This is a genomic window from Stenotrophomonas sp. JAI102 (assembly GCF_013409105.1).
GTDB lineage: Bacteria > Pseudomonadota > Gammaproteobacteria > Xanthomonadales > Xanthomonadaceae > Stenotrophomonas > Stenotrophomonas maltophilia_AA.
The window spans coordinates 1,010,369-1,027,513 of record NZ_JACCCI010000002.1 but is presented as its reverse complement, the minus strand read 5'-3'; the positions used below and the strand labels follow the sequence as shown (position 1 = coordinate 1,027,513).

Annotated in this window: 17 protein-coding genes; 7 read left to right on the top strand and 10 right to left on the bottom strand. The window is 66.9% G+C overall.

Going from position 1 to position 17,145, the window contains the following annotated elements:
- Positions 1-617: 617 nt before the first annotated feature.
- The 7 genes from prpF to prpB form a co-directional block, all read right to left on the bottom strand.
- Positions 618-1,805: a 2-methylaconitate cis-trans isomerase PrpF gene (gene prpF, locus HDC96_RS13110; RefSeq protein WP_179460346.1), complete on the bottom strand. Its 1,188-nt coding sequence runs from the start codon at positions 1,803-1,805 to the stop codon at positions 618-620.
- A 4-nt stretch (positions 1,806-1,809) separates the two neighbouring features.
- Complete coding sequence (locus tag HDC96_RS13105) at positions 1,810-2,373, bottom strand: hypothetical protein (protein WP_179460345.1); 564 nt, start codon at positions 2,371-2,373, stop codon at positions 1,810-1,812.
- Positions 2,370-2,696 (bottom strand): type II toxin-antitoxin system RelE/ParE family toxin, encoded by a 327-nt coding sequence (locus HDC96_RS13100; RefSeq protein WP_179460344.1) that lies wholly within the window; start codon positions 2,694-2,696, stop codon positions 2,370-2,372. Before HDC96_RS13100 ends, HDC96_RS13105 begins: the two co-directional genes overlap by 4 nt.
- A complete protein-coding gene (locus tag HDC96_RS13095) occupies positions 2,683-2,940 on the bottom strand; it encodes a type II toxin-antitoxin system ParD family antitoxin (protein ID WP_179460343.1) in 258 nt (85 codons plus the stop codon). The genes HDC96_RS13100 and HDC96_RS13095 overlap by 14 nt, the downstream gene beginning before the upstream one ends.
- Positions 2,941-3,102: 162 nt before the next feature.
- A complete protein-coding gene (gene acnD, locus HDC96_RS13090) occupies positions 3,103-5,718 on the bottom strand; it encodes a Fe/S-dependent 2-methylisocitrate dehydratase AcnD (protein ID WP_179460342.1) in 2,616 nt (871 codons plus the stop codon).
- A gap of 139 nt (positions 5,719-5,857) precedes the next feature.
- Positions 5,858-7,015 (bottom strand): 2-methylcitrate synthase, encoded by a 1,158-nt coding sequence (prpC, locus tag HDC96_RS13085; RefSeq protein WP_088432970.1) that lies wholly within the window; start codon positions 7,013-7,015, stop codon positions 5,858-5,860.
- Between the two features lie 27 nt (positions 7,016-7,042).
- The gene (gene prpB / locus HDC96_RS13080) at positions 7,043-7,933 is read right to left on the bottom strand and encodes a methylisocitrate lyase (RefSeq protein WP_176990577.1); all 891 of its coding nucleotides are present in this window, start codon (positions 7,931-7,933) and stop codon (positions 7,043-7,045) included.
- Between the two features lie 163 nt (positions 7,934-8,096).
- Here prpB and prpR point away from each other — a divergent pair, with 163 nt between their 5' ends.
- Positions 8,097-9,719: a propionate catabolism operon regulatory protein PrpR gene (prpR, locus tag HDC96_RS13075; RefSeq protein WP_343203016.1), complete on the top strand. Its 1,623-nt coding sequence runs from the start codon at positions 8,097-8,099 to the stop codon at positions 9,717-9,719.
- Between the two features lie 12 nt (positions 9,720-9,731).
- Here prpR and aac(6') read toward each other — a convergent pair whose 3' ends face one another.
- Together aac(6') and pdxH are read right to left on the bottom strand one after the other, a co-directional pair.
- Entirely contained in the window at positions 9,732-10,187 is a 456-nt protein-coding gene (gene aac(6'), locus HDC96_RS13070; RefSeq protein WP_179460341.1) for an aminoglycoside 6'-N-acetyltransferase, read from the bottom strand.
- Positions 10,184-10,783: a pyridoxamine 5'-phosphate oxidase gene (pdxH, locus tag HDC96_RS13065; RefSeq protein WP_179460340.1), complete on the bottom strand. Its 600-nt coding sequence runs from the start codon at positions 10,781-10,783 to the stop codon at positions 10,184-10,186. The genes aac(6') and pdxH overlap by 4 nt, the downstream gene beginning before the upstream one ends.
- A 41-nt stretch (positions 10,784-10,824) precedes the next feature.
- Between pdxH and HDC96_RS13060 the strand changes: the two genes are divergently transcribed.
- Positions 10,825-11,652 (top strand): kinase, encoded by an 828-nt coding sequence (locus HDC96_RS13060; RefSeq protein ID WP_179460339.1) that lies wholly within the window; start codon positions 10,825-10,827, stop codon positions 11,650-11,652.
- Positions 11,653-11,679: 27 nt separating this feature from the next.
- Here HDC96_RS13060 and HDC96_RS13055 read toward each other — a convergent pair whose 3' ends face one another.
- Positions 11,680-11,883, bottom strand: a complete 204-nt coding sequence (locus HDC96_RS13055; RefSeq protein WP_179460338.1) for a dodecin family protein — start codon at positions 11,881-11,883, stop codon at positions 11,680-11,682.
- Between the two features lie 96 nt (positions 11,884-11,979).
- Between HDC96_RS13055 and HDC96_RS13050 the strand changes: the two genes are divergently transcribed.
- The 5 genes from HDC96_RS13050 (at position 11,980) to mdtD (ending at position 17,123) form a co-directional block, all read left to right on the top strand.
- Entirely contained in the window at positions 11,980-12,522 is a 543-nt protein-coding gene (locus HDC96_RS13050) for a shikimate kinase (protein ID WP_179460337.1), read from the top strand.
- Positions 12,519-13,628: a 3-dehydroquinate synthase gene (gene aroB, locus HDC96_RS13045; RefSeq protein WP_179460336.1), complete on the top strand. Its 1,110-nt coding sequence runs from the start codon at positions 12,519-12,521 to the stop codon at positions 13,626-13,628. The genes HDC96_RS13050 and aroB overlap by 4 nt, the downstream gene beginning before the upstream one ends.
- Before the next feature lie 71 nt (positions 13,629-13,699).
- Positions 13,700-13,951, top strand: a complete 252-nt coding sequence (locus tag HDC96_RS13040) for a WGR domain-containing protein (protein WP_179460335.1) — start codon at positions 13,700-13,702, stop codon at positions 13,949-13,951.
- Between the two features lie 60 nt (positions 13,952-14,011).
- A complete protein-coding gene (gene hemE, locus HDC96_RS13035) occupies positions 14,012-15,085 on the top strand; it encodes a uroporphyrinogen decarboxylase (protein ID WP_179460334.1) in 1,074 nt (357 codons plus the stop codon).
- 634 nt (positions 15,086-15,719) lie between these two features.
- Positions 15,720-17,123 carry a multidrug transporter subunit MdtD gene (gene mdtD, locus HDC96_RS13030; protein WP_179460333.1) on the top strand — a complete coding sequence of 468 codons (1,404 nt, stop codon included), beginning with the start codon at positions 15,720-15,722 and terminating at the stop codon, positions 17,121-17,123.
- Positions 17,124-17,145: the final 22 nt, after the last annotated feature.

Genomic DNA, 17,145 nt, shown 5'->3' with positions numbered 1-17,145 from the left:
TACGCCACACACATCGAACACTTTATTGATAAGAGTTCGTTCCCCGAATACAGATTTGAAATTAGAAATCTTGCACTGTCTTGCGGAACCTGCAACATCAAGAAGGCCGGATACTTCAAGAGATGGAATAGGCGCTCAAGGATTCCATCACTTGGGATTAATAGCCACCACTGCCCTGTCATCAACACTCAACTACCTCCGGGCACTCCGTACCCCACCGAGGCCAAGGACTTCAGATGGGTTAATCCATATGTGCATAACTACTCCAATCACATCGATTTGGGCCGCGGATGGATATTTCGCAGCAAGACGCGCGAGGGCGGCAGAACCATAAAGTGGCTCAAACTCAATGAAGTCGGCGAAATAGAAAGGCGCGCACTGTTTGAGAGGATGCAGACTCGCGGAGGACTGTTGTCAAAATTGGTCTACGCGATTTCCGAGCTCAATCAACACCGAGCGCGCGATGTGGGAGACGTCCTCGCAAGAGCGATTGCAACGCGCGGCCGTATCCGCAGGAAGCTGCCACAAGCATGAGCACCTCAGCGAGAGAAGGGAATCATCAGCCTCAAAGACGGTGGTGTGAGAGGGGGACCGGCCGGAACAAAGCGGTCCCTGAGCTACAGCACCGCGCTTCTTGGCACCCGTACCGCACCGTCCATCAATACGCGGGCGCTGCGGCTCATGATGGCCTTGGTGACCGTCCACTGACCGTCAACGCGCAGCGCCTGCGCGCCCACGCGCAAGGTGCCCGAGGGATGGCCGAAGCTCACCGATTCCCGCTCACCACCACCGGCCGCCAGGTTCACCAGCGTGCCCGGAATCGCGGCGGCAGTGCCGATGGCGACCGCGGCCGTGCCCATCATCGCGTGGTGCAGTTTGCCCATGGACAGCGCGCGCGCATGCAGGTCGATCTCGCCGGCGGCGATCTGCCTGCCGCTGGACGACACGTAGTCCTGCGCCGGCGCGACGAAGGCGACCTTGGGTGTGTGCTGGCGGGTCGCCGCCTGTTCGATCGTCTCGATCAGGCCCATGCGCACCGCACCGTGCGCGCGGATCGCTTCGAAACGCGCCAAGGCGGCCTTGTCCTCATTGATCGCCGGCTGCAGTTCGGTACCGGTGCAACCCAGATCCGCGGCATTGAGGAAGATGGTCGGAATGCCGGCGGTGATCATCGTGACCTGGAAGCTGCCCACGCCGGGCACGTCGAGCGTGTCGACCAGGTTGCCGGTCGGGAACATCGCCCCGCCCTCGCCCTCATCGGACGGATCCAGGAATTCCAGCTGGATCTCCGCGGCCGGGAAGGTCACGCCATCCAGCTCGAAATCGCCGTCTTCCTGCACCTGGCCATCCACGATCGGCACGTGCGCCAGGATGGTCTTGCCGATGTTGGCCTGCCAGATGCGCACGGTGCAGACGCCGTTGTGCGGAATCCGCGCCGGATCGATCAGGCCGTTGCTGATCGCGAACGGGCCCACCGCGGTGCTGAGATTGCCGCAGTTGCCGCTCCAGTCGACGAACGCGGTCTCGATCGAAATCTGGCCGTATAGATAATCCACGTCATGCTCCGGCACCGACGGTGCGGAGAGGATCACGCACTTGCTGGTGCTGGAGGTCGCGCCGCCCATGCCATCGGTGTGCTTGGCGTACGGGTCGGGTGAGCCGATCACGCGCATCAGCAGCGCGTCGCGCGCCGGACCGGGCACCTGCGCCGCGGCAGGCAGATCGGTCAGTTTGAAGAACACACCCTTGCTGGTGCCACCGCGCATGTAGGTGGCGGGAATGCGGAGCTGGGGGAGATGGGTCATGGAATCATGTCCGTGCAGGATTGACGGGGAAGAGAGGTGTCTGTGGCATCAACCGCTCTCGGGCCAACGCCAACGGGGTCTTGTAATCGTGTGGCCCGGACGGCGGATGGGAAGAATGTTTGGACGGAAGGAATAGCCCTTCCCAACAATGAGCCGCAGCGTCGAATTTGCTTTTTGTTCCATGATCGAAGGTATCGGCCAGATCAAGCTTTCGCTCCTTCAGCGACCCCACCAGACTGCGATCACGCGTGGCACCACAGTAAAAGCCGCCCTTGAAGCCTCGAATCTCGGCCTCGACGGCTTTTCCCTGCAAGTCGAATTGATTGCACAGCACCTCGAAGTGAAGCTGTGCATGAAGACTCAGTCTGACGAGGTCGGCCGCCAGCCCCGGGAGGACCATGACCACGCCAGTGTCCGCGTTCATCAGCACCACAAGAGGGTGCCGCTTCCATATCAGGAGATCCGCGTACCACTCGCCCAGCGGATTTCGTTGGGGTTCGGGCTCCTCTGGCTTGGCCGGATACTTCATCCGTTTGAGGAGCGATGCAGTGCATCGAAGGACGGTCATGGCGTCTGATCCATCAATGCATCCAACCCGCGTGAGGCATCCCAGACGCGAATGATGTCAACGCGGTCCGGGTGCTCGAGGTAATAGATCAGATAGCGATCGAAGACGGGCAACACCACGAAGCGCAGCGGGACCGGAAGCTCCTCACTGACCCAGGCATGCCCAGCCGATCCGGCCCCGGGAAACGCTGCGATCCGCACCAGCGCGGCATCCACCGTTGCAATGAAACGTTCGCCGAGCGCCAACCCGCCCTGACGCGCGAAACAGAGCGCAGCGTCGGCCACGTCCTGTTCCGCGCGTGGCCGCCACTCAATCGGCTTCACGGTCCAACCGTGCCGCCAGTTCCTGGCGCATGCGCTCGAAGGTTGCCGGGGTGACCGGGACACTTGGGCCAGACGCCAGGCCCTCCGCAATCAGCCGGCGCAGCAGCTCTTCGGCCTTTTGCCGCTGGCGCTGGCGGATCAGGTCGCGCACGTAATCGGACGTACTGGAATACCCGCCCTGGCTGACTTCCTCATCGACAAACTGTTTGAGTGGATCGGTGAGCGAGATGTTCATCGTGGCCATGATCAGACCTCTTTGGCAATTTTTGCCATAAAAGTGTGCACCCGTCGCCTGGAGAGTTCAAGTGCGGCCCCGCCGCGCGTCCGTCGGGGTTTCGACACCTCCGCCGGGCCCTGCGGATCACCGGCGCCACCCTCTGGAAGCGCGACGCCGATGAATGCCCCATCAGGCGACCTGCGCCGATTCCAGGAAGTCCTGGGCGAACCGCTGCAGTACGCCACCGGCCTCGTAGATCGAGACCTCTTCGGCGGTATCCAGGCGGCAGGTGACCGGCACCCGCAGCTGTTCACCGTTGCGGCGGTGAATGACCAGGGTCAGCTCGGCGCGCGGCACGCGATCGCCGAGCACGTCGAAGGTTTCGGTGCCATCGATGCCCAGCGTCTTACGGTTGACGCCTTCCTTGAATTCCAGCGGCAGCACGCCCATGCCGATCAGATTGGTGCGGTGGATCCGCTCGAAGCCTTCGGCGGCGATCGCTTCCACACCGGCCAGGCGCACGCCCTTGGCGGCCCAGTCACGTGAGCTGCCCTGGCCGTAGTCGGCACCGGCGATGATGATCAGCGGCTGCTTGCGGCTCATATAGGTTTCGATCGCTTCCCACATCCGGGTGACCTGGCCCTCCGGCTCCACACGCGCCAGCGAGCCTTGCGTGACCTGGCCATCGACTACGGCCATTTCATTGATCAGCTTCGGATTGGCGAACGTCGCACGCTGCGCGGTGAGGTGGTCACCACGGTGGGTCGCGTAGGAATTGAAGTCCTCCTCGGGCAGGCCCATCTTCGCCAGATACTCGCCGGCCGCGCTGCTGGCCATGATCGCGTTCGACGGTGACAGGTGATCGGTAGTGATGTTGTCGCCGAGCACCGCCAGCGGTCGCATTCCGGTCAGGCTGCGCGCACCGGCCAACGCGCCTTCCCAGTACGGCGGGCGGCGGATGTAGGTGCTCTGCGGGCGCCAGTCGTACAGCGGGCTGATCGGGGCGCCGTGTTCCACCTTGAAGGTGAACATCGGGTCGTAGACCTTGCGGAACTGCTCCGGCTTGACGCTGGCCTTGACCACCGCGTCGATCTCGGCATCGCTCGGCCACAGGTCCTTCAGCGTGATCGGGTTGCCGTCGGCGTCATGGCCGAGCGCGTCCTTCTCGATATCGAAGCGCACCGTACCGGCGATCGCATACGCCACCACCAGCGGCGGCGAGGCCAGGAAGGCCTGCTTGGCGTACGGGTGGATGCGGCCGTCGAAGTTGCGGTTGCCCGAGAGCACGGCGGTGGCATACAGGTCGCGGTCGATCACTTCCTGCTGGATCTTCGGGTCCAGCGCGCCACTCATGCCGTTGCAGGTGGTGCACGCGAAGGCGACGATGCCAAAGCCCATCTGTTCCAGCTCGGTCAGCAGGCCGGCTTCTTCCAGATACAGCTGCACGGCCTTGGACCCCGGCGCCAGCGAGCTCTTCACCCACGGCTTGCGGGTCAGGCCGGCGTGGTTGGCATTGCGCGCCAGCAATGCCGCGGAGATCACGTTGCGCGGATTGCTGGTGTTGGTGCAGCTGGTGATCGCGGCAATGATCACCGCGCCATCGGGCATCAGGCCGTCGGCCTGTTCCAGCTTGCCCGAGGCCAGCTTGCCTTCATCGGCGATGCCGCGGGCGGCCAGGTCGGTGGTCGCCACGCGCTTGTGCGGGTTGGACGGGCCGGCCATGTTGCGCACCACGGTGGACAGGTCGAACTGCAGCACGCGCTCGTACTGCGCGGTGACCAGGTCGTCGGCCCACAGGCCGGTGGCCTTGGCGTAGGTTTCCACCAGCGCGACCTGGGCATCTTCGCGGCCGGTCAGGCGCAGGTAGTCCAGGGTCTGCTGGTCGATGTAGAACATCGCCGCGGTGGCGCCGAACTCCGGCGTCATGTTGGAGATCGTGGCGCGGTCACCGATGGTCAGCGCGTTGGCGCCCTCCCCGTAGAACTCGATCCACGCACCGACCACGCGCTCCCTGCGCAGGAATTCGGTCAGCGCCAGCACCACGTCGGTGCAGGTGATGCCGGGCTGCGGGCGGCCGGTCAGCTCCACGCCGATGATGTCGGGCAGGCGCATCCAGGAGGCACGGCCGAGCATCACGCTCTCTGCTTCCAGGCCGCCCACGCCGATCGCGATCACGCCCAGCGCGTCCACGTGCGGGGTGTGGCTGTCGGTGCCCACGCAGGTATCCGGGAAGGCCACGCCATCGCGCACCTGCACGACCGGCGACATCTTCTCCAGATTGATCTGGTGCATGATCCCGTTGCCCGGCGGAATCACGTCGACGTTCTTGAACGCCTTCTTGGTCCAGTTGATGAAGTGGAACCGGTCTTCATTGCGACGGTCTTCGACGGCGCGGTTCTTCTCGAACGCAGCCTTGTCGAAGCCCGGGAATTCCACCGCCAGCGAGTGATCGACGATCAGCTGGGTCGGGACCACCGGATTGATCTGCGCCGGATCACCGCCGGCATCGGCGATGGCATCGCGCAGGCCGGCCAGATCGACCAGGGCGGTCTGGCCGAGAATGTCATGGCAGACCACGCGGGCCGGGAACCACGGGAAATCCAGGTCCTGGCGGCGTTCGATCAGCTGGCGCAGCGAGGCCTCCAGCGTGGCCGGGTCGCAGCGGCGCACCAGGTTTTCGGCCAGCACGCGCGAGGTATACGGCAGCGTGGCATAGGCACCGGGCTGCAACGCGTCGACGGCGGCACGGGTATCGAAATAGTCCAGCGCGGTGCCGGGGAGGTTCTTGCGGTACTGAGTATTCATGGCTGGCGATAGCTGCTTGTTGGCGGGCCGGGGCGTCGTGACACCGGCGAAGAAGGAGTAGCGACGCCGCAACGGAGCAGACCGGCATCGCGCCGGCCTGTTCCGCAAAGCACCCGCGAACGGGTGCGGTACGTCTGTCTTACTTGCGCTGGTCGATCGGCACGAAGGCCTGGTCTTCCGGCCCGGTGTAGTTCGCGCTCGGACGGATGATCTTGCCGTCGATGCGCTGCTCGATGATGTGCGCGCTCCAACCGGAGGTGCGGGCGATCACGAACAACGGGGTGAACATCGCCGTCGGCACGCCCATCATGTGGTAGCTGACCGCGCTGAACCAGTCCAGGTTCGGGAACATCTTCTTGATGTCCCACATCACCGACTCCAGACGCTCGGCGATGTCGTACATCTTGACGTTCTGCTGCTCTGCGGACAGGTCGCGCGCCACGTCCTTGATGATGCTGTTGCGCGGATCGCTGACGGTGTAGACCGGATGGCCGAAACCGATCACGACTTCTTTGCGCTCGACGCGGGCCTTGATGTCGGCCTCGGCATCGTCCGGGCTGTCGTAGCGCTTCTGCACTTCGAAGGCCACTTCATTGGCGCCGCCATGCTTGGGACCGCGCAGCGCACCGATGCCGCCGGTGATCGCGCTGTACATGTCGCTGCCGGTGCCGGCGATGACGCGGCAGGCGAAGGTCGAGGCGTTGAACTCGTGCTCGGCGTACAGGATCAGCGAGGTGTGCATCGCCTTGACCCACGAATCCTGCGGCTTCTCGCCGTGCAGCAGGTGCAGGAAGTGGCCACCGATGGAGTCGTCGTCGGTTTCCACGTCGATCGCACGGCCGTTGTGGCTCCAGTGGTACCAGTACAGCAGCATCGAACCCAGGCAGGCCATCAGCTTGTCGGCGATGTCGCGCGCGCCCGGATGGTTGTGGTCGTCCTTCTCCGGCGACACGCAGCCGAGCACGGACACGCCGGTGCGCATCACGTCCATCGGGTGCGCGGACGGCGGCAGCTCTTCCAGCGCGGCCTTGACCGCGGCCGGGATGCCACGCAGCGACTTCAGCTTGGTCTTGTAGGCGACCAGTTCGGCGCGGGTCGGCAGCTTGCCATGGACCAGCAGATGCGCGATTTCCTCGAACTCGCTGGTGTTGGCCAGATCGGCGATGTCATACCCGCGGTAATGCAGGTCGTTGCCGCTGCGGCCGACGGTGCACAGCGCGGTGTTGCCGGCGGCGGTGCCCGACAGGGCGACGGATTTCTTCGGCTTGAAGCCGGGGGCGGTAGTGGTGTCGCTCATGATCCCTCCAGAAAACAGTGTGCGGTCTTACTTCTTGGCGGCGAACAACGCATCGAGCTGCTGCTCGAAGGCGTGGTAACCGATACGGTCGTAGAGTTCCTCGCGGGTCTGCATCGCCTCCACCACATTACGCTGGTGGCCCTCGCGGCGGATGGTCTCATACACGTTCTCTGCCGCCTTGTTGGCAGCGCGGAACGCGGACAGCGGGAACAGCTGAATGGCGACGCCGGCCGAGGCCAGCTCATCGCGGCTGAACAGCGGCGTGGCGCCGAACTCGGTGATGTTGGCCAGCACCGGCACCTTCACCGCATCGACGAAGCGGCGGTAGGTCTCCAGATCGTAGGCGGCCTCGGCGAAGATGCCATCGGCACCGGCCTCGACGCAGGCGATGGCGCGTTCGATCGCGGCCTCCACGCCATCGACCTGGATGGCATCGGTGCGCGCGATCAGGAAGAAGTCCGGATCGGTCTTCGCATCGGCAGCGGCCTTGACCCGGTCCACCATCTCACCCTGCGACACGATCTCCTTGCCCGGGCGGTGACCGCAGCGCTTGGCGCCGACCTGGTCTTCGATATGGCAGGCGGCCGCGCCGGCCTTGATCAGCGACTTGACCGTCCGCGCGATGTTGAACGCGCTCGGACCGAAACCGGTGTCGATATCCACCATCAGCGGCAGGTCGCACACATCGGTGATGCGGCGCACGTCGATCAGCACGTCTTCCAGAGTGTTGATGCCCAGGTCCGGCAGGCCCAGCGAGCCGGCCGCGACGCCGCCGCCGGAGAGGTAGATCGCCCGGTAGCCGGCGCGCTTGGCCAGCAGCGCGTGGTTGGCGTTGATCGCGCCGATCACCTGCAACGGCGATTCGGCGGCCAGTGCGGCGCGGAAACGGGCGCCAGCGGAAGAAACGGGGGTGCTCATGCGGCATTCCATCGTGATTGACCGGTTGATAAGCGCAAGCGCCGTGCCAGGTGGCAAGTGTCTGATTTCATTGAGGCAGCGAGGTGACTGCGACGTTTCACCTTGAAACATTGAAACATCTGTAACATGGCTGCAACTGAAACATTGAAACACGACCGTGTCGATCAGCCTGCCCCGCCACCGCGCCCGCCTGTCCGATCCCGATGCCGATGCCGGCCAACTGCCGGTGATCTGGACCGTCAGCGTGTCGCGCCTGACCGGGCTGCTGGGGGATGTGATCCCCGAGTTCGACCGCCGCGCGCGCATCGTGCCGATCAACCTCGGTTTCGAGGAGGCAGTGGATGTCATCGGCCAGCGCCTGCGCCGCGAACACTGCGATGTGGTGATCGCCGGTGGCTCGAACGCGGCCTACCTGCGCAGCCGGCTGGAGGTGCCGCTGGTCCCGATCCAGGCCAATGGGTTCGATCTGATGGAAGCGCTGGCGCGCGCGCGCCGGATCGCCCCGCGGATCGGCCTGGTCACGCACGCCACCGACGTGCCGACGTTCGGCAGCTTCCAGCACAGCTTCGGGCTGGACATCGAGCACCGCCGCTTCGTCACCCGCGAAGATGCGCGCGACTGCATCGCCGATCTGCGCGCCAACGGCATCGAGGTGATCGTCGGCACCGGCATGGCGATCGACCATGCCGAACAGGTCGGGCTGCCCGGCGTGCTGCTGTACTCGGCCGATTCGGTGCGACAGGCCTTCGAACACGCACTGGAGCTGACCCAGACCCTGGCGCGCTCCGGTGCGCCGTCACCGCGGCGGCGCACACCGGCCAGGCCACGCGACGCCGATCACGCCCTGCTCGGCGACAGCGCGCCGATGCAGCAGGTGCGCGGGCACATCGCGCTGTATGCGCCTTACGACAGCACCGTGCTGGTGACCGGCGCCACCGGTACCGGCAAGGAACTGGTGGCGCGGCAACTGCACGCCGCCAGCGGACGACGCGGCCGCTTCGTCGCGCTGAACTGCGGGGCGATCAGCGAGTCGCTGCTGGAGGCCGAGCTGTTCGGCTACAACGAAGGCGCGTTCACCGGCGCGCGGCGCGGCGGCCGTGTCGGCCTGGTCGAAGCCGCCGAGGGCGGCACCCTGTTCCTCGATGAAATCGGCGAACTGCCGCTGCCGTTGCAGACCCGGCTGCTGCGGGTACTGGAAGAGCGCGAAGTGCTGCGCGTGGGCGCCACCGAGCCGACGCCGGTGGACGTACGCGTGGTCGCGGCCACGTTGCAGACGCTGGAATCGCTGGTGGACACACAACGCTTCCGCCGCGATCTGTACTACCGCCTGGCCGCACTGCGCATCGCGCTGCCGACGCTGCACGAACGGCGCGAGGATGTCCCCTTGCTGGTGAGCCACTTCTTCCGGCAGCTCGCGGGTACGGACGCACCGTTGTCCGCCGAGGCGATGGTGCGACTGCGCGACTACGCGTGGCCCGGCAACGTGCGTGAGCTGCGCAACATGGTCGATCGCCTGCGCATCCACTGGCAGCAACAGCCGGGCGAGCTGACGCTGCCGCAGATGCTGCAGTGGTTGCCGGAACTGCACGCGGCGCAGCAGCCACTGGCGGTTCCAGACGCAGGCGCCCCGGCAGCCCTCACCGCTGCTTCGGCAGCGCGACCGGATGCGGCCGCGCTGCGGCGGCTGCTGGCCGACTGCGGCGGCAACCGCGAGCAGGCGTGCGCACAGCTGGGCGTATCGCGGACGACGCTGTGGCGGTGGTTGCGCGAGGGGCCGACAGGCTGAACAGGCTGCGCGTCAGGCAACCGGATCCAGCGGCAGCCGGAAATACACCACGCGCTCGGTTTCCTCGAATCCACAGGCCCGGTGCGCCGCCTGGGCAGTCACGTCTTCAAGCCGGCTGTCGGAGGCCAGCTCACTGCAGCCCTTCGCGCGCGTCCACGCCTTGGCCGCCGCCAGCAGCGCGCGGCCCAGGCCACGTCCCTGCCAGTCCGGCTGCACGTACCAGCCCTCCAGGAAGCCGACCGGCGTGGTCTCGGTTCCGTTGACGTAGTCGTGCCGGAGCCGCACCTCCGCAAATCCGACCGCTGCCTCGGCGCAGGCCAGGAACACGGCAGCGTCGGCGTCAGCCAGAGAGTCCTGGAGCTCCTCCAGCGTCTCATCTGCATCAGGCCACAAACCCCGCCGCAGGCTTGCCCACGCCGTCGCATCCACACGCGTCGCCTGCCGGATGACCGGCGCGGTGGCGTTCACGGGAACAACATCCGCTTGTTCCACTGCCCGTCCAGACCGATCTCATAGCACCAGCGCTCGTGCAGGCGGAACTGCGCGCCGTACCAGAACTCGATCCGCTGCGGCACCACGCGCAGGCCGCTCCAGCCTTCCGGACGCGGCACGTCGCGGCCCTCGAAGCTGGCCTCGGTGGCGGCCACGCGCGCGTCGAATGCTTCGCGCGAGGCCAGCGTCTTCGATTGCAGCGATGCCCACGCGCCGATCTGGCTCATGCGCGGCCGCGAAGCGAAGTACGCATCGGCCTCGGCGTCGCTGACCTTCTCCACCCCGCCTTCGATCCGCACCTGGATGCCGGCTTCGCGCAGGCTGCGCCACAGGAACAGCAGCGCGGCGCGTGGATTGGCCTGCAGTTCACGCCCCTTGTGGCTGTCCAGGTGGGTGTAGAAGACGAAGCCGCGTTCGTCGAAGGCCTTCAGCAGCACGGTCCTCGCGGAGGGCTGGCCGTTCGGGTCGGCCGTGGCCACCGTCATCGCATTCGGTTCGACTTCGCGGCTTGCCTTGGCTTCTTCGAACAGCCCGGCAAAGGTGGACAACGCTTCGGCATACAGATCGGTCATGGCGGTTTTCTTGTCACGCGGTTTGGGTTTATTGTCGCTGCATGCCTGCACCTGCGTACATGCCCCCGACGAAAGGTTTTCCGGATGCACTGGTCGCACAGGCGCTGGACGACGCACTGAGCTGCGGCGCGGCCATCCCAGTATTGGCGATCAGCGGCCTGCAGGGGAGCGGCAAATCGACGCTGGCCGCCCAGGTGGTGGCACTGGCCGAATCGCGCGGCCTGCACGCGGCGATGCTCTCCATCGACGATGTCTACCTGACCCGTGCCCAGCGCCAGCGCCTGGCGCGGCAGGTACACCCGCTGCTGCTGACCCGCGGCCCGCCGGGCACCCACGATCTGGCCTTGGCCCATGCCACCCTGGACGCGGTCGCAGCCGGCGGCCCGGTCGCCCTGCCCCGTTTCGACAAACTGGCCGACGAGCGCCAGCCTGAAAAGGACTGGCCACGCATCGACCGCCCGCTCGATCTGCTGGTGTTCGAAGGCTGGTTCCTCGGCACGCCGGCACAGGACGAGGCCGATCTGGATCCTCCCCTCAACGCACTCGAACGCGACGCCGATGCCGACGGCCGCTGGCGCCGCTGGTGCAATCACGCGCTCGCGCAGGACTACCCCGCGCTGTGGCAGCGTTGCGACCGCCTGTGGTTCCTGCAGCCGCCGGACTTCTCGGTGATCCCGCGCTGGCGCTGGCAGCAGGAGCAGAACCTGCAGGCCGCCCAACCCGACCGCAGCAGCATGAGCCGCGCCCAGTTGGAGCGCTTCGTGCAGTACTACGAACGGGTCAGCCGGCAGGCGCTGCGTACGTTGCCGGCGCTGGCCGACACGGTGATCGCCCTGGACGAGCAGCGCCGGATCGTCGCGCCGCGCTGACGGCTGCGGTGAGCGGAAACGCAGTGCTCAGCCGACCAGGAAGGTCACCCGCAGATTCACCCGCCACTCGGTGATGTTGCCCTCGCCATCGGTGACGACCTTGGTTTCATTGATCCAGGCGCCCTGGATGCCCTTGACCGTCTCGGACACCTTCTTCAGGCCGCTGCGCACCGCGTCCTCGACGCTGGTCGTGGAGGAGGCGTTGATCTCGATGATTTTAGCGACGGACATGGGTTGCTCCAGTGGCGCGCGGAACAGTCCGCGCCGCCCCACCATGGGGGCCGGCGCGTAAAGGCGGTGGCACGGAGATGTTAGGATCGAGGGATAATGAATCCCGCTCCGAACCTCATCCTGATTGGCCCGATGGGCGCCGGCAAGACCTGCATCGGGCGCCGGCTGGCCGAGCGCTTCACGCTGGACTTCGTGGATGCCGACCAGGCCATCGTGGACAGCACCGGCGCCAGCATTCCGGCGATCTTCGAGCACTCCGGGGAAGCCGGCTTCCGCCAGCACGAGCGCCAGGTCCTGCACGCGCTGCTGGACGGGCACGGCCAGCTGGTCTCCACCGGCGGTGGCGCCGTGCTGGACCCGGACAACCGCGCGGCGATCGCCCGGCGCGGTTTCGTGGTCTACCTGCGGGTCAGCGTGCCGGCCCAGCTGGAGCGGCTGGCCCGCGACCGCGGCCGCCCGCTGCTGCAGCGCCCGGACCGCGAGCAGGTCCTGCACGAGATGGCCGCTGCCCGCGACCCGCTCTACCAGGGTCTGGCCGATCTCACCCTGGATACCGATCTCTACACGCCCGCCGAGGCCACCGCGCAGCTGGTGTTGCGCCTGGCCGCGCAGTGGCAGCGACAGGAAACACCCGAATGACCCCCTCCCCGCGTACCGTCGCCGTCAGCGGCGACACCCCCTACACCATCCACATCGGCCCGGGCCTGCTCGGCCAGGGCGAGCTGCTGACCCGCCACGTGCGCGGCCGCCATGTGCTGCTGCTCAGCGATTCGTCGGTTGCGCCGCTGTATCTGGCCGGAGTGAAGTCGGCGCTGCTGGCCGTCCGCCCGGATCTGCTGATCGGTGAGCTGGTGCTGCCCGCCGGTGAAGCGTCCAAGACGCTGGCCCACTTCGGCGATGCGATCACCGCACTGGCCACCCTCGGTGCCACCCGCGATGCCTGCGTGATGGCGCTCGGTGGCGGTGTTGCCGGCGACCTGGCCGGCTTCGCAGCCGCCTGCTGGATGCGCGGCGTGGACTGCGTGCAGCTGCCGACCTCGCTGCTGGCGATGGTCGACTCTTCAGTCGGCGGCAAGACCGCAGTGGACATTCCCGAAGGCAAGAACCTGGTCGGTGCGTTCCACCCGCCGCGCGCCGTGATCGCCGATACCGCCGCGCTGCGTACCCTGCCGCCGCGCGAGCTGCGTGCCGGCCTGGCCGAGGTGATCAAGTACGGCGCGATCCGCGACCCGTTGTTCTTCCGGTGGCTGCAGGCCGAACACGCCGCGCTGCTGGCGGGCGACGACACCGCGCTGGCCCAGGCGATCGCGCGCAGCTGCGAGCACAAGGCCGAGATCGTCGCGCGCGATCCGCTGGAAAAAGGCGAGCGCGCCCTGCTCAATCTCGGCCACACCTTCGGCCACGCCATTGAGACCGAACAGGGCTACGGCGCACCGGGCAACGACAACCTCAACCACGGTGAAGCGGTCGCGGTCGGCATGGTCCTGGCCGCGTGCCTGTCCGCGCAGCTGGGCATGAGCGGGGACGCCGACACCGCGCAGCTGCGCGACCTGCTGCTGCGCTACGAACTGCCGGTCGCCATTCCCGCTGGCCTGCAGCCCGAAGCGCTGCTGGCCCGGATGCGGCTGGACAAGAAAAACGTCGCCGGCCGGCTCCGCCTGGTGCTGTGGCGTGGCATCGGCCGCGCGGAGGTCGTCGCCGACGTCGACGAGGCCGACGTCCTGCGCGTGCTCGCCGCCGGCTGAGCCTGCGACGTTACGCCGCACCCGCGCCGCGGCTGACGGCCGCGTCCGGCGTTCACGGCTACAATCGGGGCATGCGCGTCTTCCTGCACCAACACGCCCGCGGTGCCGATCCGGCCCGCTATCTCCAGCTCACCCTGCAACCGGACCTGTTCGGGGGCTGGGAGCTGCTGCACGAATCCGGCCCGATCGGCGGGCGCGGGCAACTGCGCCGCGAACTGTACCTGCAGGAAGACCTGGCGCTGGCTGCATTCGAGAAAGCGCGCGACGCACACCTGCATCGCGGCTACGACGTGACCTACACCAGCAGCGATGCGCCGCCCTGAGCGGCCACCGCCGCCCCCCCCCCTCCGGCCCTGCGCCACCAGATCCCAAGGAAGCGTTCCGTGACCAGCCCCTCCCGCCATGATCGCCTGCTGCGCGCCCTGCGCCGCGAACCGGTGGACTGCACCCCCGTCTGGCTGATGCGCCAGGCCGGCCGTTACCTGCCCGAGTACCGCGCCACCCGCGCCAAGGCCGGCAGCTTCCTGGCCATGGCCAAGAACCCGGACATCGCCTGCGAAGTCACCCTGCAGCCGCTGCGCCGCTTCGACCTCGACGCCGCGATCCTGTTCTCGGACATCCTCACCATCCCCGACGCGATGGGCCTGGAGCTCTACTTCGTCGAAGGCGAAGGCCCGAAGTTCCGCCACCCGGTGCGCGACGCCGCCGCCATCGCCAAGCTGGCCGTGCCGGACATGGAAACCGAACTGCGCTACGTGATGGACGCCGTCCGCGTGATCCGCCGCGAGCTCGACGGCAGCGTGCCCCTGATCGGCTTCTCCGGCAGCCCGTGGACGCTGGCCTGCTACATGGTCGAAGGCGGCGGCAGCAAGGACTTCGCCCGCATCAAGGCCATGGCCCTGAACGAACCGGCCGCCCTGCACCAGCTGCTCTCGGTCGTCACCGACGCCGTGATCGCCTACCTCGCCGCCCAACGCGCGGCCGGCGCCCAGGTCCTGCAGGTCTTCGACACCTGGGGTGGCGTCCTCAGCCCCACCATGTACCGCGAATTCTCCCTGCGCTACCTGACCCGCATCGCGCAGGAACTCGAGCGTGGCGAAGGTGCCGAGCGCACCCCGCTGATCCTGTTCGGCAAAGGCACCGGCCTGCACCTCGGCGCCCTGGCGGACACCGGCGCCGACGCCCTCGGCGTCGACTGGACCCTCGACCTCGCCGACGCCGTCGCGCGCACCGGCGGTCGCGTCGCCCTGCAGGGCAACCTCGACCCCACCACCCTCTACGGCAACCCCGCCGCCATCGAGCGCGCCGCCGGGCAGGTGCTCGACAGCTACGCCAAAGGCAACGGCGGCTCCCGCGAAGGCCACGTCTTCAACCTCGGCCACGGCATGTCGCCCGACATGAACCCCGACCACGTCCAGGTCCTGGTCGACGCCGTCCATCGTTTGAGCCGACGCTGATCGCCATCGGCAGGTAGCCGGCCAGCGGCCGGCACCCCCGGCATGGCCGACGACGCAGGCGTTCTGCATCCAGAACGCCTGCGCGGGTCTGCATCCTCGAGACGGACGGAGCATGCCGTCAGCAGCTGATCGGCCCCGATCATTGCCGCGCTGCGCGCGGCCATCCACACATGGCGTGGATCTACCCATTTCATCCCCGGCATCACGCTCATCCCCGGCATCAGGTTCATTGCCAGCATCACGTTCATTGCCGGCATCACGTCCACTCGCGGCATCAGGACGAGCGTCTGATTTCCTGCATCTACCGCACTTTCCATGGCAGCCAGCCCACTGTCATGGGTGTGGCACGGGTGGGTTGGCGGGACCATGAGCGCCATGGATGGCGCGACATGAGCCTCCATGGGTGAAGGCGCATTGCTTGCGAGGCACTGCCTCGCATGCGACTGAACGCCCAGCCGCCAGCGGCTGGGCCGGGCCGCGGAGCGGGATTCACGGCGTGTCCCGCCAACCCGCCCGTGCCGCACCCTCTCCGCGACACCGACCGACCCAATGCTTCGGCTTCGGCTTCGGCTCTTGACCACCCTCTGATCCCACATCGGCGATCATATCGCCCTCGTTGACGAAGGCCCGCACCATGACCACCAGCAGCTATGCCTCGATCCGGCCCCTGTTGTGGCTCGTATCGCTGGCCATCTTCATGCAGATGCTGGACTCCACCATCGTCAACACCGCCCTGCCTGCCATGGCCCGCAGCCTCGGCGAAAGCCCCCTGCAGATGCAATCCGTCGTCTTCAGCTATGCCCTTGCCGTCGCCACCTTCATCCCCGCCTCCGGTTGGATCGCCGACCGCTTCGGCACACGACGCACCTTCCTCGTCGCCATCATTCTGTTCACCCTCGGCTCGCTCGCCTGCGCCCTCGCCCAGACCCTGCACCAGCTCGTCGGCGCCCGCGTCCTGCAGGGCATTGGCGGCGCCATGCTGCTGCCGGTCGGCCGCCTCGCCGTCATGCGCTCTGTCTCCCGCGAAGAATTCCTCCGCGCCATGAGCTTCATCGCCATCCCCGCCCTGATCGGCCCGCTCATCGGCCCCACCCTCGGCGGCTGGCTCGTGGAAGTCGCCTCCTGGCACTGGGTGTTCCTGATCAACCTCCCGATCGGCATCATCGGCTATGTCGCGGCCATGAAAATCATGCCCGACCACTACGCCGAACACCGCACCCGCTTCGACATCGCCGGCTATCTGATGCTCGCCTTCGGCATGGTCGTGCTCTCGCTCGCGCTGGACGGCATCTCCGGCATGGCCACCCCCCATGCCCTGGTCATGCTGATGACCGTCGCCGGCCTCGCCGCCCTGGTCGGCTACTGGCTGCACGCCGCCAACTCGACGGCGCCGCTGTTCTCGCTTGCCCTCTTCCACGTCCCCAGCTACCGCATCGGCATCCTCGGCAACCTGTTCTCGCGCATCGGCAGCAGCGCCATGCCCCTGCTCATCCCGCTGCTGCTGCAGGTTGGCATGGGCATGAGCCCGATGAACGCCGGCCTGTTGATGATCCCGGTCGCGGCCGCCGGCATGGTCTCTAAACGCTACGCGGTCAAACTGGTCGAACGCTTCGGCTATCGCCGCGTGCTGATGGTCAACACCGTGCTGGTCGGCCTGGCGATGGCGAGCTTCATCTTCATGACACCGGGCCAGCCCCTGTGGATCCGCATCGTCCAGCTGGCGTTGTTCGGGGCCGTCAACTCGTTGCAGTTCACCGTCATGAATACCGTCACCCTGCGCGATCTCGACCGCGACTTCGCCAGCGCCGGCAACAGCCTGCTGTCGATGGTGATGATGCTCGCCACCGGGTTCGGTGCGGCCGCCGCCGGCAGCCTGCTGGCCGCCTTCAATCACCTTGATGCCTCGCACGGCGCCACCGCCGCGCTGCACGCGACCTTCGTCTGTGTCGGCGCCATCACCCTGACCTCCACGCTGATCTTCTGGCAGCTGCCCGATACGCGGCCCTCGCCGCGCGACGTCGAAGAGGTCGCCGAGTAACCGCGGGGAGACGGTCAGCGGT

What these genes read in the sequence shown, in the direction of transcription:
- prpF (WP_179460346.1), bottom strand. Translation starts at nt 1,805, where the DNA reads ATGACCCATCTCCCCCAGCTCCGCATTCCCGCCACCTACATGCGCGGT.
- HDC96_RS13105 (WP_179460345.1), bottom strand. Translation starts at nt 2,373, where the DNA reads ATGACCGTCCTTCGATGCACTGCATCGCTCCTCAAACGGATGAAGTAT.
- HDC96_RS13095 (WP_179460343.1), bottom strand. Translation starts at nt 2,940, where the DNA reads ATGGCCACGATGAACATCTCGCTCACCGATCCACTCAAACAGTTTGTC.
- acnD (WP_179460342.1), bottom strand. Translation starts at nt 5,718, where the DNA reads ATGAATACTCAGTACCGCAAGAACCTCCCCGGCACCGCGCTGGACTAT.
- prpC (WP_088432970.1), bottom strand. Translation starts at nt 7,015, where the DNA reads ATGAGCGACACCACTACCGCCCCCGGCTTCAAGCCGAAGAAATCCGTC.
- prpB (WP_176990577.1), bottom strand. Translation starts at nt 7,933, where the DNA reads ATGAGCACCCCCGTTTCTTCCGCTGGCGCCCGTTTCCGCGCCGCACTG.
- pdxH (WP_179460340.1), bottom strand. Translation starts at nt 10,783, where the DNA reads ATGACCGATCTGTATGCCGAAGCGTTGTCCACCTTTGCCGGGCTGTTC.
- HDC96_RS13060 (WP_179460339.1), top strand. Translation starts at nt 10,825, where the DNA reads ATGCCTGCACCTGCGTACATGCCCCCGACGAAAGGTTTTCCGGATGCA.
- HDC96_RS13055 (WP_179460338.1), bottom strand. Translation starts at nt 11,883, where the DNA reads ATGTCCGTCGCTAAAATCATCGAGATCAACGCCTCCTCCACGACCAGC.
- HDC96_RS13050 (WP_179460337.1), top strand. Translation starts at nt 11,980, where the DNA reads ATGAATCCCGCTCCGAACCTCATCCTGATTGGCCCGATGGGCGCCGGC.
- aroB (WP_179460336.1), top strand. Translation starts at nt 12,519, where the DNA reads ATGACCCCCTCCCCGCGTACCGTCGCCGTCAGCGGCGACACCCCCTAC.
- HDC96_RS13040 (WP_179460335.1), top strand. Translation starts at nt 13,700, where the DNA reads ATGCGCGTCTTCCTGCACCAACACGCCCGCGGTGCCGATCCGGCCCGC.
- mdtD (WP_179460333.1), top strand. Translation starts at nt 15,720, where the DNA reads ATGACCACCAGCAGCTATGCCTCGATCCGGCCCCTGTTGTGGCTCGTA.